This is a genomic window from Neobacillus sp. NPDC093127 (assembly GCF_044754175.1).
Classification (GTDB): Bacteria; Bacillota; Bacilli; order Bacillales; family Cytobacillaceae; genus Neobacillus.
Genome location: NZ_JBIVOP010000004.1, coordinates 191608 through 215022 on the forward strand (window position 1 = coordinate 191608; position 23415 = coordinate 215022).

The following is a 23415-nucleotide window of genomic DNA, read 5'->3' on the forward strand; positions in this document are numbered from 1 at the left end:
ATTACCACTTTAATAATCTAATTGCCGTAAAGACAAAAGCAACTCATTTTCATTGATTTTTTTAATTTTGTATTTACGAAATTGGCTTTCAATTTTCTTTTGTTCTTCATCTTTTTTACTAAATAAATTGGCTAATTGATAAAATCCTTCAGCTAAGATAGTCACTGCTCCAGCAGAACCTAATTCCAATCCTAATGTTTCCGTTTCTGAAAGCTGTGATTTAGCTAATTCTTCGATTTTATTTTTATAGTCTCCCTTAATAACAATAAATGACTCCTTATTATCAAAGGCTATTAGTAATTCTTCATGATTATAAACTTCAAAGATAGGCTTTTCCTTTTCTATCTGCAATAATTCGTCAAGCACCATCCCTTCACTTTTTCCTACTGTTTTTGCAATTGCTTGAATGGTTTTGACTGAATAACTGCTGACACTTTTTTTATTTACACTTGAAAGCATTTGTTGACTGATTCCCGTTTCTTTGAATATATCATAGCGTTTCTTTCCATTTCTTTGTAAATAAATATCCAAAAGGCTCATCCTTATTCCCCACCCTTTTTGATACATTATTTTTTACTAAAATTTATTTTACTTAAATATATTTTAGTGAAAAATCAGAAAAATGTCAAGATTAGTTTAATTGAAGCAAGGCGACAAATGAGATACTATCTAAGGAGGCAAATGCTGTTCGCCTTATTCAGAAATGTGACGAAGAAGAGAGAGTCAGTAGCGAATCTGTAAAAGCATTATCAAGAAAGGAATTTTCTATATGCATATAAATGAATTAGAATCCTGGGTTGCAAAGCTTGGACTTGTTCCGCATCCGGAAGGCGGCTATTACAAAAGTACTTTTTCCTCTGGGGAACAGATTTCCGACAAAGAGTTAACGGTAAATTTCGAAGGTCAGCGAAAGCTGTACACGAGTATTTACTTTTTATTAACTCCAACAATGTGTCCCACTTTCATCGTCTAAAGTCGGATGAATTGTGGTATTATCACGCTGGAAGCTCACTTACCGTTCATGTAATTCATGAAAATGGAGAATATGAAGAAATAAAAATAGGTATGAATCTTGAAGCGGGAGAAGTTCCTCAGGCCTTAGTTCCGAAAAATTCAATCTTTGGATCATCCGTACTTGAAAAAGATACATGTTCGCTAGTAGGCTGTATGGTATCTCCAGGTTTTGAATTCCAAGACTTCGAATTATTTACCCAGGATGATCTATTGTCAAAGTATCCGCAGCATAAGGATATCATTATGAAGCTGGCATATAAAGAACTGCCTAAAGCTTGAGGTCGCTTAGCAGCCTCAAGCTTTAGATCTACCGTTTGATTTGATTTATTTTTTTCTCTTCTTTCATCCAACAACTTCTACTTTCTCCTTAAGAAGTTTTATTTGGGTCAAAAACTCCTCCTTTTCATCGAGCGTTAGATATATTTTTCGAATCAAACAATCTCTTCCAAGACCATCTCTTAACAAGAGCGGTTCTTTGAGGGAAATTTCATAATCCGGGTCCTCGAATCCAAATAAGGTGAGATTCCAAACATCTTTTTTCTTTTTATCATTTTCAAAATTCACTTTTCCAGCTTGAATACTTTCGATATTATGTAAGTAAATTTGCGCCTTTGACCGCAAGCCCAAGCGAATGTGGAGTTTTTCATGTGATAAGAGGACAGGATTCCGTTTGATTGCTTTATAATCACTGATAAGAAAAATAATCAAATACACCGATAACGCCAGATGGACCCAGGCTATAACCGTGCTCCAGCTATGTAGGAAGTACGAGACTCCAACCGCTTCTAAAACTAAAACAAAGAGAAACCCAAACACAATCCCGCCATAGCCGACTTTTTTATGAAGTGTAAAGGCCGTTCCTTGCTCCAGCTTCCTTTTATTGGATGGTGAAAAAAGATAGTAAATGGTCAAAAAATCTCGTGTAAGAAACGCAGCAAGCACTTTATTCTTAATTTGGCAATTTACCATCGCCTCGATTTTCTCTTCTGTAGGGAGGCTTTGTTCAGTGCTTTTATACGCTTTGATAAATTTAAAAACTCGCCACACCGCTAAACAGATAATTAAAATTTCCAAGCTTATCCATCCCCCAACAGGAATGTTACCCATGCTAATCCTCCTTTCTCAGGTACCTTCTCCCCTTTTTTTATTACTACTTTTGAAATTCTTGGAAGCTTTTCTATTATTTATTGTACTACAAACACAGAAAAACCGTCGAACCCTTTGCGCAGGCCCGCCGGTATAAATTTTACGCATAATAAGAGGATAAAGGCTCGAATAGCGCTTGTTTCAACTTCTCCAAGGCATATCTCATCGTTTGACTAACTGTAATCTGTGATATTGCTAATCGATGGGCAGCGGTCCGTTGAGACTCCCCTTCGACAAAAATTAGATAAAGAATCCATTTTTCCATCTCATTGAGCTGTGACCAGGCTTGGGACAAATCTAAACGAGTTTCAATCAGATGATATCGCTTATCTTCTTCCCCAATCACATCCCACAGAGTAAATCCCTGTACATTGTATAGCGGAGCATCAAGTGAAGTGACACGCCAGTATTGCCAGCCCCTTCGCTTGGGAGAACGTGCTTCATGATTCTTCCTCACCTTAACTCTCTCCTTCTTTCAATGGTACTTTAATGAAATAGGTTGTTAGTAGCTTTTTCGTCTGCCAAAAATAAGTGATACTACAAACAGAATCAAGAAGATTACGAATAGGATTTTGGCAATGCCCACCGCTGCAGATACAATTCCAAAAAATCCAAAAATTCCTGCGATAATAGCAATAATAAGAAACAAAATAGCGGCTTTTACCATATGTTTAACCTACCTTTTAGAATATTTTTGATTTGCCTCCGTTTGTTATTTATTACCCAGTTCATTCTTTGATAAAACCTGTCTCCATTTCCAATTCCTCCTATTCTTGTTGTTTCAAACGCAGATAATACGGGTATTTACCTAACTAGGATGAAAATAATAATGAATAAGGAGTGTTCTTCATGAGTGAAACAGCAGAAACAAATAAAAGCAGACTTTGGTTAGGTTTGTTAATCGGCGGGGTGATAGGGGCAGCAGCTTCGTCTTTATTAACTCCGAAGTCTGGCTCGATGTTGAGGGAAGATTTATCTAAAACGTATAAATCCCTTAATGAAAAAGGGAGCCAATTAACCGCGGTTGTTAAAGAGAAGGCCCAGGACGTTGCAAGCAGTATCGGCAAACATGCTTCTGAGCTGTCAGATAAGGCCAATGAAGGAAAACAAGTGATTGCGGATACGCTCCATGATGTCAAAGACGATATTCGTGACAAAAGCAGTTAAGACTTGTACGGTTCGTGCTTTTCAGCTTGGAAAGTCCACGTAGGATCTCTCTACGTGGACTTTTATCGTTATTTCACTATCCAATGACCCCCAGTCAAATTAATCATGCTCATTATTTTGGTTTTTATGGCATAATCTAAGGACATACAATTATAGGAGGTCCGAGATGTTTTTATCCTATCCAATTTTAGCTGCACTTTTAGGAATGTTGATTGCCCAATTCGTAAAAATCCCCATCCACTATGTAACAACCGGAGAATTAAAATGGAACCTGATGTTTAGTACCGGCGGCATGCCGAGTTCACATACAGCTACCATTATTTCCTTAACGACAGCGATTGGATTAACGACTGGACTTTATTCAAATGAATTTGCCATTTGTGTCGTCGTTTCCCTTATTGTCATGCATGATGCTACTGGCGTTCGAAGACACGCGGGCTACCATGCGGAAGTATTAAATAAGTTGTTAGCTGATTTCAATCTTCTCATTGAAACCTTAAAAGACCCGAATTTAAAGAAAACAGAGTCGAGAGAAAAGCTGAAAGAATTATTAGGGCATCAACCGGCAGAAGTCTTTTTTGGAGCAATTACAGGGATCATCGTTGGTGTTCTAACTTATCAGGTTTACCCGTTTTGATAGCGAACAGTGTTACACTCTGTTCGCCCACCCAATTAATTCGGGGGAATAATCCCTTCCTCCTTCGCCTTAAAGACTGCCTTGTGTCGTCCGGCGACTTCTAATTTCGAATAAATATTGGAGATATAATTTTTTACTGTTCCTTCTGTTAAAAATAATTTGCGGGCTATTTCGCGATTAGCCGCACCTTTTGATAGCTCCTCGAGCACCTCTATTTCTCTTTCAGTGAGTCCATAACTTGCTTTCTTACCTTTTGCCGCCTTTGTTTGCTCTGAAGGGGTAACCCAATCGGCAATCAGCTGCTTGGCAATCTCCTGTGTAATCAGTGTTCCCCCGTGATGAACCAATCTGATTCCCGCCGCAAGATCCCTTGGATGAATCGCTTTCAGTAAATAACCTTCTGCCCCTGCCGTTAATGCTTCCCTGACGTATTCCAATTCTTGAAAGGTGGTTAAGATGATCACCTTTACCCCCGGAAACTGACTCTTAATTTGCCTTGTTGCCTCTACACCATCCATGAAGGGCATATGAATATCCATCAGAACAAGCTCTGGCGAAAGTTGTTTCGTAAGGGCCACTGCCATCTTTCCATGCTCGGCTACAGCGACAATTTCAAAGTCAGTCTCCGCTCCTAGGACAATCGAAAGGCTTTCACGAATTAGCTCCTGATCATCCACAATCAGCACTTTTATCATTTTTTTCCACCTCCCTCTTTATTTGATTAACTCTCACAGGTAAAAAACAAGTAACAGATGTTCCTTCCTCACCCTTTGACTCAATAGTCATTCCACCTTGAAGGGCTTCTAGACGTTCTATCATTCCGTTAAGACCGAATCCATATTTCTCCTCTTTTATCCCGATACCGTCATCCTTTATTGTTAAAATAATCTGTGATGTTTCTTGCTGAAGTGATACCGTGATTTCCTTCGCATGACCATGACGCACAGCATTTGTTAATGATTCCTGAAGGCAGCGAATGAAAGCCAAGCTTCCTTGGAAAGAAATATTTGCTGGCGTGCCTTTGCTATTAAAAATAACATCTGTTTTTGTATGGGAGGCAAATTCACTCGCCACATTTTGAAGCTGTGAGGACAAATCCTCCCGTTCTCCGTTTGGCGAGATTTGATGGATATAGGTTCTTGTTTCCTCTAGTGATCTGCTCATCACGTCTCGCAACCGGCCGGCCTGTTCCTTGGCCTTTTGCGGTGATGCCTCAATCAGGAATGATACCGCATCAAGCCCCATTATGACGGATGTAAACGTATGTCCCACTGTATCATGCAAATCCCGAGCCAGGCGATTTCGTTCTTCCAATAACGTGACCTTTTCAATCTGATTGGCATATTCCTCTAAAAGTTGATTCTGCCGCTGGTTTTCATCCAGTAAGAATTGTGTCCTTTTCTCCGCCTCCAGCACCTTTGCCACTGAAGTCCCAATACCGAAAAGAAAGAGACCATCAATCACACCCATCCCTATCTGATTGATACCTACGGCGAGGTAAGCGATAAGAGGAATAACGGAAAATCCCGCCCATAGATACCATCTCTCCTTTCCTGGTCTGCTGTAAATTCCAGCAACTAGCGCAGGGATTGCCAGGAAGGAGGAATATTTTCCTAACAAATAGCAGCCCACAATTAAAAACAGGCTGCTAAAGATGCATTCCAGCACCGGATAGTTTATTATCTTACCCCTAGACCATTGAGGAATAAGAAAGGCAGCAAACAGCAATGTCATAACCAGCCAAGATAAAGGAAAAGGTTTTAGGAAGATAACCAAAATCAATAAATGGAAAATAAACCAGCCTATTCTCGTGATTTGTGCAGTTTTGTAAACCCAGTGGGTTTCATTTTTAAATGGCAGCATACTGCTCTCCTTCAATGCTTATGAATAGATAGAATTACCTATTTAATTCAACAAACTCTTCTCTTGTACCTTTAAAAAAGTCAATTAAGTCATATGACTAGAGATAATTATTTCATGACGAAGCACACTATTGGCCATGACCGATTCTGTTCCATAATGAAGATACAAATAAGGTAAGAAAAGGAGAGATTTTAATGAAATCTTTTTTATATCGACACGGTTTAGTTCTGTTCCTTGTGGTTATGTTTGGAAGAGGCATTATCGGGATGCTAACAGTTAAGGGTATTCAGGCGTTCAATCCAGCCCTAACTGTTCAAAAGGATTTAGGATGGTTAGTCATGCTATTATATGCAGCCTGCGCCTTCGCAGCAGTGAAATGGGTAAGAATGGATAAGGAAATTGGCTTAATCAAACCTGCTTCTAAAGAATGGTTCGTTTGGTTACCAGTACTTATTATTCCGTTAACCTTAGGGCTTCATTTAGGTTTTCACTCGACATGGGGGCATGTCCCATTATTACTAATTGCCGCTTTAGGAGTGGCCATTAACGAAGAAATCCTATTTAGAGGAATTCTGTTACGAGCCATGTTACCGTTTGGTAAGGCCGTCGCGATCATCGTTCCTTCACTTCTTTTTGGAACCGCACATCTAGGTAATATATTTGTTGGCGGTGATGTAGCCTTTGGTCTTTTTCAATTTGCGTGGACGTTCATAGCCGGTATGGCCCTTACAGCCTTGCGTTTACAAAATAAGAGCTTACTTCCTGCAATCGGATTTCATTTCATATTAGATGCTGTAGAGTATGCAGCAACCGGAGAATTCGGCGTTCACAGTATCAACTTTTCACTTGGATGGTTAACCATATTAGTCCTGCTAAACGCCGCATTTCTTGTATATGCACTTTATTTATTAACACGAAACAGCAACAGCGTGAACACTGGAATCGGAGCTGTTAGCGCTAAGTATTAAGGATCTATTCATGAATTACCTAGGCGGACAGTGCCAGTCACTGTCCGCCCTTTTTAAAATATTTTTCCTATAGCAAATATCGTAAAACCATTAAGGAGATAATTCCTGCCAGGACCGTGGCTAATAAACTGCGTGTCTTAATAGCAACCAAAAACGTGGGAATGGCTGCTAAAATTTCTACGTTTCCAGCCGATAGTGGAATTTTCCCATCAGCCATGAAAATCTCCTGGCCCACCAAAGCAGCCATTACAGAAATGGGGATAAAACTTAACCATCTTGTCGCCCATTCCGGCAGTTCAAAGCGGCTAAGCACCATCAGCGGCAGGACCCTGGGAATAAATGTGACAAGCGCTGTTCCTAAAATGATTATTAGAATGGCCCCTCTTACTTCCATTTTTCCAACACCATCCCTATCGTTGAGGCAATAATTGTAGCTGCAATCACACCGAGACTGCTCGAAAACATCGAACTAATTCCAACTGCGATGATGACTGCGATAATGGCCACAAAAATATCCAGTTTGATTTTTTTCCGGCTTAACACCGAAAGGACCAAAAGCCCAATAAACATCGCCGGTAAGGCATAATCTAAGCCGAATTTTTCAGGATTGGAAATCCAATTACCAAAATAGGCCCCTGCTAAATTGGCAATCACCCAGTTTATCCAGGCGGTAATATTTAGCCCGTGCATCCATTTCTCGCTAATGTTTCGCTTTTGTGCCGCCTTATTAATAGCCACACCAAAGGTTTCATCCGTAAGCAGTGATCCGATGAGCATATTTTTAAGCGGAGAAAGATGGCGAAAATAGGGTGAAAGGGCAGCGCTAAGTAAGATATGACGCACATTGACAAAGTAAATAGTAATAATAATCGCAGTGGCAGAACTATTAGCGGCAATCATCCCCGCTGCAATAAATTGAGCGGAGCCGGCATAAAGAACAAAGCTTATCAGGGCAATCTCGGCAATGCTAAGCCCTGCCGTCTTTTCAACCACACCGGCAGCAAAGCCGATACTTAAGTAACCCAGCAGTGTCGGGATACAATCCTTTACACCTTGGATAAAGGAATCTTCGTCACTTGGATGGATTACGGATTCACTTTGAGCGTTGGAAAGGCTCATCATATCCCCTCATTTGTCATTATTTAAACGGATTTCCTGTAACCACATGAAACAAGTCAGGGTGGTTCATCCATTAGTGAAAAATTAGCAATTAATACTTACTTATTGTCCCCTGAGACAATCAGTGGTTATTATAATACTTACTAATGAAATATTCAATATTTTTCAACAATAAAAAAGTGTGATTTAAAACCAAAAAAAGCTGCCGGCGATGCCGACAGCTTTCACTACCACATTATTTTCCAATAAACTCCTGTGTCCAATAATTCCCTTGTGACACATAACCAACGCCAATATAATTATAGTTCGGGTTAAGAATGTTTTTGCGGTGCCCTTCACTATTCATCCAAGCCTTGACGACTTCTTCAGGAGTCCGTTGTCCCATGGCAATATTTTCACCCGCATAGCGGTAAGTGATTCCGTATTTCTTCATCATATCAAATGGCGATCCGTATGTCGGGCTTGTGTGGCTAAAATAGCCATTAGCAGACATATCACGGGATTTTTCATGGGCCATTTTGCTAAGCGTCAAATCTACCTTAAGAGCAGGTAAACCATTTTTCGCCCGTTCCTGATTGGTAAGGTCGACTACCTTTTGCTCTTGGGCACTTATGGCACTTGTCGATTGTGTTGTTTTTATTTGCTGCGCAGTTGTTGACTGCTGCGGCACGGGTTTAGCTGCAACTGATTGGGATGGCTGCTGTGTTTGATAGGTTTGGTTCAGAACTGGCTGCTTAACAGTGTTATGAGCAGTTGAAAATCCTAAACTAGTCATATATTTTTCAATAATACTATTTATCTCATTCATATCGGCGCCTTGATAAACATATACCCTTTCGTGGACCGATGGGCTATTTGTGGCTGCATGTGCTTTATTCATGACCGGACCAGCCGTTACGAGTGCAGCCGCTGCTGCTACAGTTAGAATTGCTTTATTCTTCAACATAAAATCATCCTCCTGTTTTGAAGAAATGCCATTTAAATGCAACTTCATCGTAACATATGATTTTTGTCATATTTGAGGAAGGATTTTACAGCCAAAGAAACTGCTAGTTTTATTTATATCTACTAATCTACTTTAGTCATGAAGATTTAAGCCTTTAAGCCAGGCAAATGAAAATCGTAGTCCATTTTTAAATCTACTAAATTTCGGAAAAATATTCAAAAATTATAGCAAAAAATAGGGTTGACAGTTCTCAAAGACATCAACTTAATTAACAATTATTTCAGGAAAATGTCGTAAATTGCAATACTTTTAAGTGCAGCATTAGATTTCAGTTTATTGCAATAACGGGTGCCAGACACTTTTTTCGGAACCTTTTTCAATTATAGTATTCCTTTGCTAACTCCATAAACTTCTTAGCCGGGGTAGAGACAAAATGCTGTTCAAGCCAAATGACTCCTAAAGAAGAGGTCATGGTGGGATTGCTTATCGGCGTAGAGAAGAGACTTTTAGCCCCATAGACATCAAAAACAGATTTTGGAACAATCGTTGCCCCCATCCCCCCCTTAACTAGTTCCATTAAGACATGCATATCAGAGCACTCCGCAATACATGTTATTTGAAGATTTTGTCTAGTAAATGCTTCAATAATCGTATTATAAATGCCCAATCCCTCTGTGCTAGGAATAATAAGGGGCATATGCGAAATCTCTTCTAGAGATATAGTAGGTACTACATTATTGCTTACGAAAACAAAAGGCTCATTAATAAGATGAATATGTCAAACCACGATGTTCAAGCGGAAGACGTACAAATGCAATTTCAATCGCCCTATTTTTCACCAATTCCGCTAAATAAAATGAGTCGTTTTGAACAATTTTTAGGGAAATAAGGGGATTATTTTTGTGAAAAGATTGAAGCATTTCCGAAAATCCCGAAACCGATAATGTATTGATTCCTACATTAAGTACACCCTTTTTTCCCTCCTCTGTATCCTGTAATTCATTTTTTATTTCTTCAAAACTGTTTACGAGATGCATTGCTCTTTTGTAGAGTACATTGCCTTTATCGGTTAATTCCATACTCCTCCCATTTCTCTCAATTAATTTAACACCTAGCTCATCCTCTAATTGTTTCACCATTATGCTAAGCGGTGGTTGTGACAAATGCAGCCGGTTGGCAGCAGCTGTAATATTCTTTTCCTCAGCTATCGCTATAAAATACCGTAATTGTTTAATGTCCATTGAATTCACCTTCTATTTTAAAAATATATAGTTTTTATATAAATTATATATTTTTCATATAGTATATGTCCATGATATGATAACTATCGTTTTTAATGTAAAAAGAAAGGTGATTACATGGAACGATTTTTTAAATTAAATCAACATGGTACGACAATTACAAAAGAATTTTCTGCAGGATTTATTTCATATTTAACAGCGTTCTACATCATTATTGTCAATGCAACGATTTTGGCAGTAGCAGGAATTCCGATGGAAGCAGGAATCATCTCGACCATATTAACCAGTTCTTTTGGATGCGTAATAGTCGGCTTATGGAGTAATACCCCCCTTACCCTCATCCCTGGTATGGGCCTCAATGCGATGTTTACTTATACTATCGTTCAAACTGGGGGATTTACTTGGCAGGAAGCGTTGGCGATGGTTTTCGTTGCAGGAATCATCTTTGTTGTAATTGCCTTTACACCAATGGCGAAAATGATAATGACCTCTATTCCTAATTCCTTAAAAGAAGCCATTACCGTTGGGATTGGAATCTTATTGATCTTAATCGGATTTGACAATGCTGGTATTATTACAAATTCTGGGCATACCCTGCTTGCAATTGGAGATTTAAGCAGTCCCTCAGCAATCACTACTCTCATTGGTTTGGTTATTACGGTTTTATTATTTATTAAAAATGTACCGGGAAACCTTTTATTAAGTATTTTGATTACTTCGTTGTTATCGATTTGGCTTGGGGGGACCACTTCTGAGGGGCTTTCCCTTTCAATGCCCTCCTTTCATGGATACCTTGGCGTTTTTGGCCAGGCTTCGTGGTCACAAGCAGGTAATATTATATTCTGGCTCACTTCCATCTCTTTTGCAATGGTAGTTGTGTTTGAAAATATTGGCTTGATTCATGGACATAGCAATATGTTAAAAAACCCTGGGATCAGTAAGAAATCACTTCAGGCTACAGCTGTTTCCGTTTTATCTTCCGGGATCTTTGGAACAAGTCCTACTGTTGCATCAGTGGAAGGAGCAGCAGGAATTGCAGCCGGCGGAAAAACAGGGTTGACCAGCATTGTGACCGGAATATTGTTTCTCGTTTCGCTCTTGTTTATACCGGTCATTAAAATGGTTCCCGCAAGTGCAATTTCCCCCATTCTGATATTAATAGGTGTTCTTATGTTGCAAAACATTGTCCATATATCAATGGATGACTTAACAGAGAGCTTTCCGGCACTTCTAATTATAGTATTGATTCCATTAACCTATAGCATTGCGGATGGTATGGCAATCGGATTTATTCTATACCCATTGATGAAGCTTTTATTGGGGAAAGGAAAGGAAGTTCACCCTGTGCTTTATTTGATTGCCGTTCTATTTATTGGAAATTTTATTATTCAATACGTATTTTAATGAAAAAGCTAATACCTGCAATCTAATCGTTTATTAACTACTATTACTCAAAATGGAGGCTTGTAAAATGTTCGAATATAAACTAGTGAAAATTAAACTTAGTAGATGGAACAATATGCCGAAAGAAGATTATCATGAGATTATTGCCAATCATGCGAAGGATGGTTGGAGATTCGTCCAATTATTCGCACCGGCTACATCTGGATATGGTTCTGCTTCATATTTTGAAATTATTTTTGAAAAACCACTCATTTAAGGAACGTGCCTGTAACACTTCGAATAATGTTAATGTATTCAACAAAATGCGGGTGGTACTTACAGGACAATTTTTCATTGACATTTATTATCATTTGTTTTAAAGTTACAAAAGTAAGTTTGAATAATAAAAACCATTTGTTTGTGGACTTTTCTAGAGATATCTCTATTTTCGCCACACAGCTTTTCTACGATAGCTGTGTGGCTTTTTTGCGTGATTAAGGGGTAGCACGCTACAAAAATGAAGCAATTTATCCAATGGTTTTTTATAGAATGAAAGGGGTAGGAAAAATGAAAACTTGGCAATACGCACTTATTGTGTTTTTAGGGGGATGCTGTTACGGTGCCTTATCAACGTTTGTAAAGCTTGCTTATTCCGCGGGTTTTACCACGGCAGAGGTGACAGGGAGTCAGTATTTATTGGGGACAATACTCATCTGGATGGTAGCCCTTTTTTCAAAAAAGAAAAAATTGACACTTCCCAAAATAGGAAAACTACTTATATCGGGAATTCCACTTGGATTAACTGGTGTCTTTTATTATCAATCACTACAAACACTTCACGCTTCCCTTGCGATTATCTTTTTATTTCAATTTGTCTGGATTGGCAGCTTATTTGAGTGGGTCTTTTATAAAAAGGCACCGACATTTGGGAAGATTGTCTCGATAGGAATCCTCGTTATTGGTTCCATTCTGGCGGCAGGCATTATTACAGAAGGCGGCGGTGACATAACTTGGCAAGGAACGATTTGGGGACTGCTTTCTGCTTTGACCTATACAACTTTCATCTTTCTTAGCAGCACGGTGGGAAAAGATACACCAGCTGTACAGAAAAGTGCTCTATTTGCCACTGGTGGTTTGATTGCTGTTTTAATCCTTGTTCAGCCAACGGAGTTACTCCATTTACCTGTTTTTATGGGTGTAGCACCGTATGGTCTGTATCTTGGCATATTAGGTGTTTCCTTGCCGCCACTTTTGCTTTCAATCGGGATGCCGCATATCGGTCCAGGGCTTGGTACCATTTTAACAGCTTCAGAACTTCCGGTAGCAATAATATTATCATCACTTATTTTAGCAGAACACGTAAGCACATCCCAATGGATCGGAGTTGTTTTAATATTAGGTGGAATTATCGCAGGAAATGTCAAATTACCTAAAGCTAAAATGAAGTCCGTTTCTTTGGAAAGGGAATCAGTATCATAGATTAGGTAGAGGCGAGGAGTCCGCGTTCGCACCGAGCATATGATGAACAATACTACGTGTCTCTTCCACAAAATTGTCCTTCATTATCCTTATGAAGGACAAATCTCTCTTGTTTTCCAACATAAATGTCCTTCATCTCCTTTATGAAGGACATTTCTTCCTAGTTTTCTCTCAAAATTGCCCTTCATTTATTACGCTACATTCTTTTTGGAAAATCCCATGATGACAAAACATGTAATAAACGCAACTGTTGTCACTATTATGGCAAAGACTAATCCAATAGCCCCCATAAAAGTATCTTCACCTGGATAGGTAGGTTTGAGTGTTACGAACCAATAGGCGAAAATAATTGTTAAGAAAATATAAAAACTACTCCCGACAGCCCCCACTTTCAAACGGTTTCTTTCCGTTCCTTGCCATGCTTTATTAATTAGTACCCATGAAAAGATACTTCCCATTACAGCAAAAACCATTACAAGTAAATGAATAAATGGAATGGAAAAATACATCAACAAATACAGCAGACTACCCGTTAAAACAAATAGAACTGCATTCATACTGAATACAAATATGCCAGCGATCCAATGATTTTGAAACCACTTCGCATTTTCTAACTTAAGCACCAGTCTGTTATTCTTTCCAAACATGTCTTTTATGGGTCCATTAAAAAATATCGCAATTAATACTCCCAGAACACCGATGAACAAAATCACTGACATACTTCTCCCCCTCTTTACAATTCCCGCTATTTTGGATTATTACTATCACTTCTGTATTCGAGAATATCACCAGGTTGACAGTCCAAAGCCACACATATAGCCTCTAAAGTTGAAAATCGAATAGCTTTTGCCTTTCCATTTTTTAATATAGAAAGATTAGCCATGGTTATTCCAACCCTTTCTGAAAGTTCAGTAACGCTCATTTTTCTTCTAGCTAACATAACATCAATATTAATGATGATTGCCATTTTATCACCTCAGACTGTCAGATCATTTTCTGATTTAAATTCAATTGCACTTCTTAACAGTTCCTGAAGAACAGCACTAAAGAGTGAAATAACAAGTGTTGCAAAGATGATTACAATACCAATAATTGCAATTCCAGGATGTAGAGCGTTTTGTATTGCAAGCATAAATATCCCGATTACATACAAGGCAATAATGGTAAACGCACACTTCTTTATATATCCTAATGAACATACAGCCAATTCTGAAAAGGCAATATCTCTTTCAATATAATTTAAAAGCTTTAATGCCTGATATAGAGCGAGAAAGAATGGAATTTCAGTGGCATATAAACCTACAAGAACAGGAAATCGTAAATAAGCATATTCAGGATTCATCTCTGCTGCCTCTTTAGCCAGTCCTGGTAAGAAAAACATAGAAACAACAAGAGTTATAATCCCAATAACAAAAATCGTCCCCTTTAAAGAAATTACTGATCTCCGTTTCATATTGCACCTCACGTTTAGATAATTACTTGTATTATAATCACATTTTTATCGTTTTTCAATAAATTTTTATCATTTTAAATTATAATTTTGTTGTTATTCACATTAAATTGACTGGATTCTGATATTTCGGATTATACCAGTTTGTGAATAAATATTATTTGTTAATGAAAATTTAGTTAAGGAGGAAGAGAAATGGTGGAAAAACAACCGTTTGTAATAAAGGAATTGAAAAGTGAAAGGGAATGGCGAGATGTATTTCAAGTGATGAAACAGCTGCGGACACATTTAGACGAAGCATGTCTTCTGGAATTAGAGATGGCAGCTGTAATGTTAACCTAAATGTCCTGGAGGATACTATGCAAAACTTTACTTATCAAGTACCTATAAGGGTGCATTTATCAACAAAATTGCCAATAACAGACGAAAAAGGTAATACTATTTTTTTGATGCAAAAACAGAGACATAGGTTCCTTGCCAGCATCTTCAATGGGATATTACGATATGGCTTGCCCTTTTGTTATCAAATTGCCAATATTTCAGGGCAGCCTCTTTACATCATAGACTGTGTATTTCCCGGCTTTCGGTACAAATTAATCGAGCATGTATCCTCACAGACAATCCCAATTACACGCCACAAAGTTCAATTGATTGAAAATGCGTATTCGTTTACGATCGCAAATCAAAATTATTATTTTGAAAAAGATTATACAGGTGCAGGTCACTTAAAATGCGACGATGAGCAAATTGCCACGGTTTCGATGCCTGTTATAAAGAAGAGTTCGATGATTGATACCATTAACGTACAAGCAGCAACAGAGGAAATCGCCCCTCTCGCTGCAGTAATGTTTCATACGTTTTATTATTACAATGCTTAATAGGGGTTTGATTAAGTAACTAGATAAAATAGAGACTTTTATTCTTATTTAAGAATTTAGCCTAATCATTTCTTCTACATAAGTTAGGAAATTAGTATAGGTTGAGTTTCCTTCCAAGAATTGTACTACCTCAAATAATGGTAATAAAACCGTATCCCTATTTTTAGAATAAAGAACACTTTGCTGTGTTTGAATACTACTGTACACTCCATCAAGTTTGGAAGAATGATTGTAAACCGAACCAAACTCATACCAGTAAAAGTCCTGCTTGATATTATTTTTAATAACCTCACCAATATAAGCACCTATTCGAACCACAAAATTATCAAAATGCTTATTCAACAGTTCATTACCAATTTCAGAATTCATTAATCTATTTGCATACATATCAATATATCGAATGCTTTCAATAGTAAAATCTAAATTTCTTTTAGTAAGGTTCTCTTGATCCCAAGAATCATTCGAGACATCTTGATACATCAATTTCGCCATGCCTTTTAAATCATCTTTTATTAATTTTGTTCTATTTAAGAAACCAAACATAGGATGGGAATTCTCCTTCATTTGTAATTTATTTAATCGCCTGCAAAAATGAATATTATTCTAAAATAAAAGGAATCAAAATTATGGATTATTCCCATTATAAACATAATTACCATAGCTATAACCATTAAAGTTCTTATTATTATAATTAGCTTTGAGCTTTTCTTTCTTTTCTTTTTTTCAAAAAACAAGCCTACTTAAAAACACCACCCGCATTTTTCTCTCTTTTATTTTAACATTTTCAGTTAGAAAACGGTTAATAGGGTTTGCACGAATACAAGCTCAACCACTTTTCCCAAGAGGGAGATTAAGTTCCACCTTTAAAGGTGCTTCTATATGAAATCCTACTAAAATTACAATGGGTATAATTCCCAATTTCTAGCACTATTGTTTTTAAAAGTTTAATCATGTACCATTACCAAAGATATTCTTCCTCTCACCTTGATATCCCTTCGAAAAAATGTCTTTATTTGTTCAACCAGGTCTCCACTTACTTTTGTCAAGAATCCAGCCGCTTAATAAAGCAGCCGAATTTAAACAAGTGTTGTGTCCGAAATATTTTTGAAGATCTATGTTAAAATATGTGATTGTGAAATTACGTACTAAAACCTTATGTTGCAGTTTAGTTTAGTTGAAAAAAAATCAAAATATGGGGGAATTTATCCTCAAAGGAGTTTGGTTAGGAGTTGAAAATGGTGGGTGTTTTATCCTTAGTGGCAGGAGTTGCTTGTATAATAATTTCTTTGTTTATTTTTATACCAAGTTTTAAGAAAGGCAATTCTGCTAGGGAAAAGTGGGGGACGTTTTTTGATTTTGTTATAGACCCCTTTACAGGATTAACATCTTTGTTTTATTTGGGGCTGTTATTAGTGTTATTTGGGATTTTGCGAGTATTAAATTTACTCTAGTGTATTATAGAATTTTAATCTTCTCTCATCAAAGGTCTTTTCTTCTTCGATACCGAAGCCATAGCCATCATAAATAATTGACCTCACAGGTACATGTGGGGTTAAAACAATTTTCCATTCTAAATCCTCTAAAACCATTACGATAAAAAAGTAATTTACTCCGTTAATAAAGAACCCGTTCTGTTTTTGCACTTTATAATTTACTCCGACATAAAACACTCTTGGATTAGTAAATTTCTCGATATAGCGGCTAGGTAAAAATTGCTTGCCATATTCATAAGGATGCTCCTTCCACCTGACAAGTTTTGCTTCTTCAATATTTAACAAACCATGTTTGTAGTTCTGGTTTTCTTTGTCGGCTACAAAATCTAATAATTCTTTCTTATGCTCTTTTACCCACCAAGAAGAAGCACTTTTCCATTGATGATTATTCAAATCAACAATATAATTTTGGATAACCATTTCCGGAGATACTTTTACTTCTCCTCTGACAGAATTACTAAATATGCAGCAAAAAAGTAAAGTAAAGACAATGGTTGTTTTATTCATGAGCAATCGCCTGCCTGTCTAATTTTACTCTTAGATTATCCACTTTTCTCCTTAGAAATATCTAATTCATCCTTTTCCTAATAAAAAACAAAAGCAGTGCTTCCTTTTGAGATCGACTGCTTTTTCAAAAATAGACTGGCTAAATCAATCACAGAGTTTCACACTATAGTGCCTCATTGATTTTGGAATCCCTTTTAACTCAAGGACCCCGCTATAGACTAAATGCCTAATTCTATATTCCAAATAAGAATCACCAACCGACTCGTCCATCTGATGCAATATTTCACCAATCACTCTTCCAGTCCTGATAAAATCTTTGCCTTCCTGATCACAATGAAGCTGTTCAATCGTATTGATGATTAGCGAATCATAATACTGCTCTGGCACTTCTGTTACAGCACCATTTTGCCATAATCGAAGGACCCCTTTGGATTGCGCTAGTACCTCCCATTCCCTTTGAAATTGAATTCGTTCCCCATGTGATAACGGTTCTACCATTTTACTTTTTTCGAAAAGGAATTTTAACTCTCCTGGGTGAAGTTCATTGGAGTGGAAAACAGACCTTATTTCTTCTTTTGAAGCCATCCATTTATCATAAAGCACCGTCGTATTGATCAGGAAAATATCATTTGCTTTTTCCCTTATTAATTGAAGAATTAACCGGAGCCCTGTTTGTTCGTTTCCATTATTGGCATACCAAATGTAAATAGGAACATTCTCGGGTATATCTTCAATTTCTAAAAGCGTATTACTAAATTTATTTTCAAGTTCAAACTCATCTTGCGCCAAATTGATATTCTCATTTAACCACTCAATGCGATTGGTTTGTCCTATCTTACTATCAAGCTTCCATACTGGCCCCATTGAAAAAAAGTCATGAAAATCAATGACATTCCTTGGGCGATCTAGTCCTACCCGTAAAGCACCTCCTGCAGATGCAGAGGAAACGAGATGAACCGGCTCAGTTATATTTCTATTTTTCTTAGCGTTGGATTTTCTCTGGCTTTGAATGAGTTGGTTTATTTTTCTTGTCATGATGTTTAGATCGTCCTGCCTGAGAAAGTAACCGCGACCTTCAAGGGGCTTCCATTCTTTATGATTAAATGTACCGAATTCAACCTCATTATTGATCTCGAATGTATTCCATTCTCCAGCTTGAGATATTTCCGAAACCGTTATGTATTTTTCGGATTCTATTTTATAAACAAAAACAACATTTGGCTCAGCAAAAAAATAAACAAATGGATAGTTTACTCTTGATTTCAACTCTATCAGCCCCTTCCTATACAAAGGATTTCCATAATTAAATGATGGTATAATTTTATTGGTATTTAAAAAAGTAAAACTCGCCATAGTAATTGGCGGGCTTCTTTATAAGAAATATAATAACCTTATTTATATAAAACCTCACTTACTTGTGATACGGTTCACGGTAATGCATTTGGATTTTTGAGATAAAACTCACTCCCTTTTAATAAGATGTCTTATCCATAATCGAGTAACGAGCAAAAGTAAAATAAGCGGAGTTTTTCCGGTTAAATGCAGAATGGAGCTTGTTTCAGGGTAAATAAGGGGAGCTTTTCCGATTATGCCAAGCTAAATCTCCTATTTTTGAATTTTTCGAGTCTATATGCGGAATCTCTCCGCCTATTTAAGCCTTTTTTAATATATATCACTAATTAAGCGGAATTTTTCCGTCTATTTATCAGTTTGGGTGCTAAGCCTGATCCCCAACCGATAAGTGCGGACCCTCTTGATTCTAAGTGCGAGAATCTGCAGCTTTTTATTGCCCAGATTATAAAAATCAATAAAATTGGTACTCAAAATGGCACTGCAAATGCCAGAAGTTTTGACCCACTTTATTAAATTGGACAATACTTAATGTCCATCATATTAATAATGTCAATTGCTACGTCAAAGTTAATAGAATTTCGTAGAAACCTTGAAAACAAAGAAAAAGACGTTTGCCAATTCATATGTCAATTTTTGTGTCTTTTAATAACAAAGCACCCGAAAACGGAACCCTTTAATGTCATTATCAGAGTTCTCTTCATAAAAACCTAGGCATTACTTTTTCTCATCGAACCACTAATTAAATCCTTGCCCTTCCAATGTGCTGCACCCATTGCTGCCAAGAGCAGGATACCTGTTACAACAAAGACAATTTGCACGGGAAAAATCCCGCCAATGACGCCGCCGATTATCGGGCCAATCATCCCCCCGATTTGGTTAGCTGTTTGACTTAAACCAAATGCTCGTCCGCGGAAGTCCTCTGCTGTTGACTTCACAACGAGGCCATTTAATGCCGGGTAGACTGCGCAGAAAAAGACGCCGAATACGAAACGGATAATCGAAAATCCAATGATTTCACTAAAGAGAATTTGTGCCAGCGTGCCAAGGCCGCCGCCAAGAAGTCCGATAACGAGAACCCGATGAAATCCTACTTTATCGGCCCATTTTCCCCAGACGGGAGCGAATAAGGCACTTGCGATTCCCGGAAGTGAGAAGACAATACCAGCCAACAGTGAAGCCTTATCAACTGAGCCGCCTAATTTTACGATATAGAGTGGAAGGACCGGTTCGATTGTCATGATAGAACCTGCAGTGATAATCGTTAAGAGAAGCACCAGCATCAATGGTCGATTGCTCCACGCTTCTTTTATATCATTTTTTACTGAACCGCGTTTTTTGCTTGGGGTAAAGTTATCCTCCGTTACCCAAAAAATGACCAAAATAGTCGAAATCAACGTGAAAATTCCTGCACTGCCAAAAGCCCAGCGGTTTCCGACCAAATGAGCAATTCCCCCGCCAAGCAGCGGCCCAAGAATCCCGCCTGATGCGGATGCAGTAGAAATCATCGACAGGGCGTAGCCAATCCTTTTACCTGGCGTATTCGTCCCAATCAAGGCAATTGCTCCAGGAATAAATCCTGTTAATAACCCCTGCATAATTCGTAAGACCAATAACTGATAGGGATTGGTCACAAAAGCAGTTAAAGTATAGATGATGAAAAGGCATAATCCAGCCCGAATAATCATCGGTTTTCGTCCATATTTATCGGCTACACTACCCCAAAACGGGGATGCAATGGCTCCTGCAAAAAAAGCGGCACTAAATAACAACCCCGCCCATATCTCAATATGCTCGTTGACACCAATTTGCGGAAGAAAGATGGGCAAAAAAGGGATGACCATTGAAAAGCTTGCCGATGTGAAAAAGACGCCAATCCACAGCACCCATAAATTACGTTTCCAGCCTTGCATGCTAATCGCTCTCCCAGATGGTTTCTATATAATTAAATTCCCCCTAACATTACCACAATAGTCAAAAAAAAGAACGCTTAGAGTCCCGAAATAAATGCCACACTGAAGTGGAACATTACTTAAAGTTTTATTTAATTTGTTAGCCCCCCTTTTTTAAAATGTATGACGGTTTTAAAATTTTCCATGTAAAATTAAATTCATAACAGCTACGATAATGGCACCAATGGTTATTCTTAACATCCAAGTTGTATTATTATTGATGCTGTCTAAAATCTTATAGATTCCTTTTATATTCGTTTCCGCTATCGCTACACGTGTTTTTATTTCAGACACTTCTTTTTCAAGTTTCGTTAGTCTATCATCCTCCATTTTCATCACCTCATTTTTTAATCATAAGTATTCATTATTTAATGAAAAATAGATAAATTTGTAACGGCTTGTACACAAGTAACAATTTATTTTTATATAGTGTAAAAACGAGCGGCCCTTTTTAAAAAAATTGGACATTTCTTCATAATCAAGCAAAAATAGAAATATAGAAAACCTGTTCAAACAAAGCACACATTGACAGGAATTCGGAATGGATAATGGTTAGGATTGAATCAAGGAGTGAGCGCTATGGGATGGGTCGAATCGTTACAGCGGGCAATCGACTATATGGAAGAACATTTACTAGAACCATTATCGATTGAACGGATTGCGAAACAGGCGAATGTATCGGTATTTCACTTCCAACGGACTTTTTCAATATTAACAGATATAACGGTGGGTGATTATATTCGCCGCAGACGATTAACTCTTGCTGCCCAAGAACTATCGAATACAAGCAATAAAGTTATTGATGTCGCCCTGAAATATGGCTATGACACTCCTGAGGCTTTTACCAAGGCATTTCGAAGGCAGCACGGGATTACACCTAGTCAAGCAAGAAATTACCATGGCAAGCTAAAATCTTATAACCGCCTGATGATTCAGGTGAGTCTGAAAGGAGCCGAACCGATGAATTACAAAATTATCGAAAGAGACAGTTTTCATGTAGTTGGCGTCAAGCGGGAGTTTTCGTGTGCAAATGGAGAGAATTTGGTTGCAATTCCAAAGATGTGGGATGATGTGCATGCAGATGGCACAAACGACATATTAATGAAGTTGAATAAAGGAGAAATTAAAGGTATTGTTGGCGTTTGTGTGGATAAAAGCAGTAACCAATCTGAGCCGCTCATTGATTACTGGATCGCTGCAGAATATAACGGGGAGACACCTGAAGGCTTCATTCAGCTGGAAATTCCTGCTTCAAAGTGGGTGGTTTTCGAGGTTCACGGGGCAATGCCAGATGCAATCCAGAAGGTCTGGAAGCAAATTTCCTCAGAATGGTTTCCATCCAATCAATATACACCAGCAGGCACCCCTGAATTGGAAGTTTATTTTGATGGAGATCCTTGGAGTCCTGATTACTACTCCGAAATTTGGATACCGCTGAAGAGAGACTGAATAAATTAGTCCTTAACACAAAAAAATAGCGATGCTTAGTTGTATCAAGCATCGCTATGTTTTTGTCCGTTTTTGGAGTTTTTTTCTAATGCTTGTTTCTTGAAGATTGTTGTTTTCTTAGATTCGCCGATTGAAACCCAATAATCGCCGATAGAAATGCTAAATCCGCCCATTGAACTCAATGTTCAGACTGCCAAATCTTTGACTTTCACCACTTTTTGAACAAATGGATACATTAAGTAACCCATCCATACCCCGAGCAGATTTAAGATAAGATCATCGATATCCGCGCTGCCGCGTCTTGTAATGTGCTGTGTTGTTTCAATCAGGAGAATAGAAACAACTGGTACTAACAATAATAGGCGCCTCGACGGGTTTTTATAAAGCAACAAAGTCACCACACCAAATGGCACGAAGAGCAATATATTTGCTGCTAGATTATAAAAAGCGATAAGAAAATTTACGTTTCCAGTTAGGAAGCCCATAATTGTTTTAAAAGGGATGTAATTAATTTGACCATACTCTTGGTTCGCCGGGCGGAAGAATAGTAGAACAAATAAGCCTAAGCTATATATTCCCATGACACTTTTTAAAATAGTTTTAGATATTCGAAGGGTTTCACTACACACAAAATAAACAATGAAAAACACAAGCATTGTCAAACCCATCCACACCACTATCAAAACAATTGGGTGCAGATAGGACAACAGCCGAAACCATATCGGCAAAAAAATAACAAAAAGGAGCTGCGATAAACCCAACGAAAGCCAAAATGCTTTATTTTTCATGTTAATTACCATTCATTAATCCTCAATTTCAAGTAGGTTCAAGAATTTGGATATGCAGCTTGCAAAAACTGGACAGATTGTGTAATGATTGACTGTAATACCGCTATATCAATGTCCGCTACCTTATTGATATACACACAGCCTTTACCGGTTGTATGCTTTCCAAACTCCTTAAGCAAGTCCTCACGTTTGGGGTCACCTGGAGCAAAATACAAACTGATTTTTGCCTTGCGCGGTGAAAAGCCGACTAAAGGGGCATCGCCTTCATGCCCAGAATCATATTTATAATGATAAGATCCAAATCCGATAATACTTGGCCCCCACATCTTTGCTTCAAATCCTGTCGTTTCAGAAAAAATATCTATTAATTTATAGGCATCTTCACGTTTTTTTGGATTCTCAACACTCTCAATAAACTCCACAACACTCTTATCCGTTTCTTTTGTTTTTTGCTGATAGCTCATTAGAATCTCTCCTATTCTTTGAAAAAAAACTATTCCATAATGGCTTAAGTATTATCCTTTATCTAATGAAATATTCTTTTAGATGAAAGATAAGTCCCCTGCAGGTTTAAACCTGTTTATT

At 37.8% G+C, this 23415-nt stretch carries 30 protein-coding genes and 2 pseudogenes; 11 read left to right on the plus strand and 21 right to left on the minus strand.

All coding sequences use genetic code 11. From position 1 onward, the window contains the following. Window positions 1-9 precede the first annotated feature (9 nt). Window positions 10-540, minus strand: coding sequence for a hypothetical protein (locus ACIQCO_RS07850; protein ID WP_400427258.1), 531 nt, complete (start codon window positions 538-540; stop codon window positions 10-12). A gap of 229 nt (window positions 541-769) precedes the next feature. Here ACIQCO_RS07850 and ACIQCO_RS07855 point away from each other — a divergent pair. Next, window positions 770-1293, plus strand: a pseudogene (locus tag ACIQCO_RS07855) (cupin domain-containing protein). A gap of 63 nt (window positions 1294-1356) precedes the next feature. Here the strand turns inward: ACIQCO_RS07855 and ACIQCO_RS07860 are convergent. The 3 genes from ACIQCO_RS07860 to ACIQCO_RS07870 all read right to left on the minus strand — a co-directional run bounded on the left by ACIQCO_RS07860 (window position 1357) and on the right by ACIQCO_RS07870 (window position 2827). After that, complete coding sequence (locus tag ACIQCO_RS07860) at window positions 1357-2121, minus strand: hypothetical protein (protein ID WP_400427260.1); 765 nt, start codon at window positions 2119-2121, stop codon at window positions 1357-1359. Window positions 2122-2260: 139 nt separating this feature from the next. Beyond that, entirely contained in the window at window positions 2261-2617 is a 357-nt protein-coding gene (locus tag ACIQCO_RS07865; RefSeq protein WP_400427261.1) for a sigma factor-like helix-turn-helix DNA-binding protein, read from the minus strand. Window positions 2618-2662: 45 nt separating this feature from the next. Further along, window positions 2663-2827 carry a DUF1328 family protein gene (locus ACIQCO_RS07870; RefSeq protein WP_400427263.1) on the minus strand — a complete coding sequence of 55 codons (165 nt, stop codon included), beginning with the start codon at window positions 2825-2827 and terminating at the stop codon, window positions 2663-2665. A 182-nt stretch (window positions 2828-3009) separates the two neighbouring features. On the opposite strand from ACIQCO_RS07870, the gene ACIQCO_RS07875 reads away from it, so the two are divergent. Both ACIQCO_RS07875 and ACIQCO_RS07880 read left to right on the plus strand, forming a co-directional pair. Continuing rightward, window positions 3010-3327 carry a YtxH domain-containing protein gene (locus tag ACIQCO_RS07875; RefSeq protein WP_400427264.1) on the plus strand — a complete coding sequence of 106 codons (318 nt, stop codon included), beginning with the start codon at window positions 3010-3012 and terminating at the stop codon, window positions 3325-3327. Between the two features lie 166 nt (window positions 3328-3493). Further along, entirely contained in the window at window positions 3494-3964 is a 471-nt protein-coding gene (locus ACIQCO_RS07880; protein ID WP_400427265.1) for a divergent PAP2 family protein, read from the plus strand. Window positions 3965-3999: 35 nt separating this feature from the next. Here the strand turns inward: ACIQCO_RS07880 and ACIQCO_RS07885 are convergent, their stop codons facing one another. Then, a complete protein-coding gene (locus tag ACIQCO_RS07885; RefSeq protein WP_400427267.1) occupies window positions 4000-4659 on the minus strand; it encodes a response regulator transcription factor in 660 nt (219 codons plus the stop codon). Beyond that, the gene (locus ACIQCO_RS07890) at window positions 4634-5827 is read right to left on the minus strand and encodes a sensor histidine kinase (protein ID WP_400427268.1); all 1194 of its coding nucleotides are present in this window, start codon (window positions 5825-5827) and stop codon (window positions 4634-4636) included. Before ACIQCO_RS07890 ends, ACIQCO_RS07885 begins: the two co-directional genes overlap by 26 nt. A gap of 194 nt (window positions 5828-6021) precedes the next feature. Here ACIQCO_RS07890 and ACIQCO_RS07895 point away from each other — a divergent pair, with 194 nt between their 5' ends. Next, the gene (locus ACIQCO_RS07895; protein ID WP_400427270.1) at window positions 6022-6795 is read left to right on the plus strand and encodes a CPBP family intramembrane glutamic endopeptidase; all 774 of its coding nucleotides are present in this window, start codon (window positions 6022-6024) and stop codon (window positions 6793-6795) included. A gap of 67 nt (window positions 6796-6862) precedes the next feature. On the opposite strand, the gene ACIQCO_RS07900 is transcribed toward ACIQCO_RS07895, so the two are convergent. The 4 genes and pseudogenes from ACIQCO_RS07900 to ACIQCO_RS07915 all read right to left on the minus strand — a co-directional run bounded on the left by ACIQCO_RS07900 (window position 6863) and on the right by ACIQCO_RS07915 (window position 10101). Further along, window positions 6863-7189, minus strand: coding sequence for an AzlD domain-containing protein (locus ACIQCO_RS07900; protein ID WP_400427271.1), 327 nt, complete (start codon window positions 7187-7189; stop codon window positions 6863-6865). Continuing rightward, the gene (locus ACIQCO_RS07905; RefSeq protein WP_400427273.1) at window positions 7180-7914 is read right to left on the minus strand and encodes an AzlC family ABC transporter permease; all 735 of its coding nucleotides are present in this window, start codon (window positions 7912-7914) and stop codon (window positions 7180-7182) included. Before ACIQCO_RS07905 ends, ACIQCO_RS07900 begins: the two co-directional genes overlap by 10 nt. Window positions 7915-8149: 235 nt before the next feature. Beyond that, window positions 8150-8860 (minus strand): CAP domain-containing protein, encoded by a 711-nt coding sequence (locus ACIQCO_RS07910; RefSeq protein ID WP_400427274.1) that lies wholly within the window; start codon window positions 8858-8860, stop codon window positions 8150-8152. Window positions 8861-9236: 376 nt separating this feature from the next. Beyond that, a pseudogene (locus ACIQCO_RS07915) lies at window positions 9237-10101 on the minus strand (LysR family transcriptional regulator). A 117-nt stretch (window positions 10102-10218) separates the two neighbouring features. On the opposite strand from ACIQCO_RS07915, the gene ACIQCO_RS07920 reads away from it, so the two are divergent. The 3 genes from ACIQCO_RS07920 to ACIQCO_RS07930 all read left to right on the plus strand — a co-directional run bounded on the left by ACIQCO_RS07920 (window position 10219) and on the right by ACIQCO_RS07930 (window position 12963). Continuing rightward, entirely contained in the window at window positions 10219-11505 is a 1287-nt protein-coding gene (locus tag ACIQCO_RS07920) for an NCS2 family permease (protein ID WP_400427275.1), read from the plus strand. 67 nt (window positions 11506-11572) lie between these two features. After that, window positions 11573-11761, plus strand: coding sequence for a DUF4177 domain-containing protein (locus ACIQCO_RS07925; protein ID WP_400427276.1), 189 nt, complete (start codon window positions 11573-11575; stop codon window positions 11759-11761). Window positions 11762-12051: 290 nt separating this feature from the next. Next, window positions 12052-12963, plus strand: a complete 912-nt coding sequence (locus tag ACIQCO_RS07930; RefSeq protein ID WP_400427277.1) for an EamA family transporter — start codon at window positions 12052-12054, stop codon at window positions 12961-12963. 191 nt (window positions 12964-13154) lie between these two features. On the opposite strand, the gene ACIQCO_RS07935 is transcribed toward ACIQCO_RS07930, so the two are convergent. Genes ACIQCO_RS07935 through ACIQCO_RS07945 form a run of 3 tightly spaced genes read right to left on the minus strand, consistent with a single transcriptional unit; the run spans window position 13155 to window position 14416 of the window. Continuing rightward, complete coding sequence (locus ACIQCO_RS07935) at window positions 13155-13682, minus strand: hypothetical protein (RefSeq protein WP_400427279.1); 528 nt, start codon at window positions 13680-13682, stop codon at window positions 13155-13157. Between the two features lie 26 nt (window positions 13683-13708). Continuing rightward, window positions 13709-13930 (minus strand): helix-turn-helix domain-containing protein, encoded by a 222-nt coding sequence (locus tag ACIQCO_RS07940; protein WP_400427280.1) that lies wholly within the window; start codon window positions 13928-13930, stop codon window positions 13709-13711. A gap of 9 nt (window positions 13931-13939) precedes the next feature. Then, entirely contained in the window at window positions 13940-14416 is a 477-nt protein-coding gene (locus ACIQCO_RS07945) for a DUF2975 domain-containing protein (protein ID WP_400427282.1), read from the minus strand. Window positions 14417-14608: 192 nt separating this feature from the next. Between ACIQCO_RS07945 and ACIQCO_RS07950 the strand changes: the two genes are divergently transcribed. Then, a complete protein-coding gene (locus ACIQCO_RS07950; protein ID WP_400427283.1) occupies window positions 14609-14755 on the plus strand; it encodes a hypothetical protein in 147 nt (48 codons plus the stop codon). Window positions 14756-14772: 17 nt separating this feature from the next. After that, on the plus strand, window positions 14773-15291 hold the full coding sequence (locus tag ACIQCO_RS07955; protein WP_400427285.1) for a tubby C-terminal domain-like protein: 519 nt from the start codon (window positions 14773-14775) through the stop codon (window positions 15289-15291). A gap of 48 nt (window positions 15292-15339) precedes the next feature. On the opposite strand, the gene ACIQCO_RS07960 is transcribed toward ACIQCO_RS07955, so the two are convergent. Then, a complete protein-coding gene (locus ACIQCO_RS07960) occupies window positions 15340-15834 on the minus strand; it encodes a hypothetical protein (protein WP_400427286.1) in 495 nt (164 codons plus the stop codon). Window positions 15835-16529: 695 nt separating this feature from the next. Here ACIQCO_RS07960 and ACIQCO_RS07965 point away from each other — a divergent pair. Beyond that, complete coding sequence (locus ACIQCO_RS07965) at window positions 16530-16742, plus strand: hypothetical protein (RefSeq protein WP_400427287.1); 213 nt, start codon at window positions 16530-16532, stop codon at window positions 16740-16742. Here the strand turns inward: ACIQCO_RS07965 and ACIQCO_RS07970 are convergent. From ACIQCO_RS07970 to ACIQCO_RS07985, 4 genes are all read right to left on the minus strand, one after another. Then, window positions 16734-17291 carry a hypothetical protein gene (locus ACIQCO_RS07970; protein WP_400427288.1) on the minus strand — a complete coding sequence of 186 codons (558 nt, stop codon included), beginning with the start codon at window positions 17289-17291 and terminating at the stop codon, window positions 16734-16736. The genes ACIQCO_RS07965 and ACIQCO_RS07970 overlap by 9 nt on opposite strands. 144 nt (window positions 17292-17435) lie before the next feature. Next, complete coding sequence (locus tag ACIQCO_RS07975) at window positions 17436-18557, minus strand: DUF1835 domain-containing protein (RefSeq protein WP_400427290.1); 1122 nt, start codon at window positions 18555-18557, stop codon at window positions 17436-17438. A gap of 794 nt (window positions 18558-19351) precedes the next feature. Next, window positions 19352-20554, minus strand: a complete 1203-nt coding sequence (locus ACIQCO_RS07980; protein ID WP_400427291.1) for an MFS transporter — start codon at window positions 20552-20554, stop codon at window positions 19352-19354. Window positions 20555-20725: 171 nt separating this feature from the next. Beyond that, a complete protein-coding gene (locus ACIQCO_RS07985; RefSeq protein ID WP_400427293.1) occupies window positions 20726-20923 on the minus strand; it encodes a hemolysin XhlA family protein in 198 nt (65 codons plus the stop codon). Window positions 20924-21172: 249 nt separating this feature from the next. Here ACIQCO_RS07985 and ACIQCO_RS07990 point away from each other — a divergent pair, with 249 nt between their 5' ends. Beyond that, entirely contained in the window at window positions 21173-22042 is an 870-nt protein-coding gene (locus tag ACIQCO_RS07990; RefSeq protein ID WP_400427294.1) for an AraC family transcriptional regulator, read from the plus strand. Between the two features lie 44 nt (window positions 22043-22086). Here the strand turns inward: ACIQCO_RS07990 and ACIQCO_RS07995 are convergent, their stop codons facing one another. The 3 genes from ACIQCO_RS07995 to ACIQCO_RS08005 form a co-directional block, all read right to left on the minus strand. Further along, window positions 22087-22215, minus strand: coding sequence for a hypothetical protein (locus ACIQCO_RS07995; protein WP_400427295.1), 129 nt, complete (start codon window positions 22213-22215; stop codon window positions 22087-22089). Window positions 22216-22227: 12 nt separating this feature from the next. Next, window positions 22228-22623, minus strand: a complete 396-nt coding sequence (locus tag ACIQCO_RS08000) for a VanZ family protein (RefSeq protein ID WP_400427296.1) — start codon at window positions 22621-22623, stop codon at window positions 22228-22230. A 245-nt stretch (window positions 22624-22868) separates the two neighbouring features. After that, window positions 22869-23294: a DUF1801 domain-containing protein gene (locus ACIQCO_RS08005; protein ID WP_400427297.1), complete on the minus strand. Its 426-nt coding sequence runs from the start codon at window positions 23292-23294 to the stop codon at window positions 22869-22871. Window positions 23295-23415: the final 121 nt, after the last annotated feature.